Origin of the sequence: Serratia sp. X3, from assembly GCF_014982455.1 — a bacterium.
Lineage (GTDB): Bacteria > Pseudomonadota > Gammaproteobacteria > Enterobacterales > Enterobacteriaceae > Serratia > Serratia ureilytica.
This window is the reverse complement of sequence record NZ_JADCNB010000017.1, coordinates 1-1,618: the sequence shown is the minus strand read 5'-3', so window position 1 is coordinate 1,618 and position 1,618 is coordinate 1. Positions and strand designations below refer to the sequence as shown.

The 1,618-nt window shown below is 53.6% G+C and carries 1 rRNA gene; it reads right to left on the bottom strand.

The annotated features are described in order from the left end of the window. Positions 1-46: 46 nt before the first annotated feature. Positions 47-1,588 (bottom strand): 16S ribosomal RNA (locus IMX17_RS25035). Between the last annotated feature and the right edge of the window lie 30 nt (positions 1,589-1,618).

Below are 1,618 nucleotides of genomic sequence, written 5' to 3'. Positions count from 1 at the left end.
ATCAGACAATCTGTGTGAGCACGCCACTCGAACTAATATCTTTAGGTAAGGAGGTGATCCAACCGCAGGTTCCCCTACGGTTACCTTGTTACGACTTCACCCCAGTCATGAATCACAAAGTGGTAAGCGCCCTCCCGAAGGTTAAGCTACCTACTTCTTTTGCAACCCACTCCCATGGTGTGACGGGCGGTGTGTACAAGGCCCGGGAACGTATTCACCGTAGCATTCTGATCTACGATTACTAGCGATTCCGACTTCATGGAGTCGAGTTGCAGACTCCAATCCGGACTACGACGTACTTTATGAGGTCCGCTTGCTCTCGCGAGGTCGCTTCTCTTTGTATACGCCATTGTAGCACGTGTGTAGCCCTACTCGTAAGGGCCATGATGACTTGACGTCATCCCCACCTTCCTCCAGTTTATCACTGGCAGTCTCCTTTGAGTTCCCGGCCGAACCGCTGGCAACAAAGGATAAGGGTTGCGCTCGTTGCGGGACTTAACCCAACATTTCACAACACGAGCTGACGACAGCCATGCAGCACCTGTCTCAGAGTTCCCGAAGGCACCAATCCATCTCTGGAAAGTTCTCTGGATGTCAAGAGTAGGTAAGGTTCTTCGCGTTGCATCGAATTAAACCACATGCTCCACCGCTTGTGCGGGCCCCCGTCAATTCATTTGAGTTTTAACCTTGCGGCCGTACTCCCCAGGCGGTCGATTTAACGCGTTAGCTCCGGAAGCCACGCCTCAAGGGCACAACCTCCAAATCGACATCGTTTACAGCGTGGACTACCAGGGTATCTAATCCTGTTTGCTCCCCACGCTTTCGCACCTGAGCGTCAGTCTTCGTCCAGGGGGCCGCCTTCGCCACCGGTATTCCTCCAGATCTCTACGCATTTCACCGCTACACCTGGAATTCTACCCCCCTCTACGAGACTCTAGCTTGCCAGTTTCAAATGCAGTTCCCAGGTTGAGCCCGGGGATTTCACATCTGACTTAACAAACCGCCTGCGTGCGCTTTACGCCCAGTAATTCCGATTAACGCTTGCACCCTCCGTATTACCGCGGCTGCTGGCACGGAGTTAGCCGGTGCTTCTTCTGCGAGTAACGTCAATTGATGAACGTATTAAGTTCACCACCTTCCTCCTCGCTGAAAGTGCTTTACAACCCGAAGGCCTTCTTCACACACGCGGCATGGCTGCATCAGGCTTGCGCCCATTGTGCAATATTCCCCACTGCTGCCTCCCGTAGGAGTCTGGACCGTGTCTCAGTTCCAGTGTGGCTGGTCATCCTCTCAGACCAGCTAGGGATCGTCGCCTAGGTGAGCCATTACCCCACCTACTAGCTAATCCCATCTGGGCACATCTGATGGCAAGAGGCCCGAAGGTCCCCCTCTTTGGTCTTGCGACGTTATGCGGTATTAGCTACCGTTTCCAGTAGTTATCCCCCTCCATCAGGCAGTTTCCCAGACATTACTCACCCGTCCGCCGCTCGTCACCCAGGGAGCAAGCTCCCCTGTGCTACCGCTCGACTTGCATGTGTTAAGCCTGCCGCCAGCGTTCAATCTGAGCCATGATCAAACTCTTCAATTAAAAGCTTGATTTGCTTCCACTCGAGAAGCG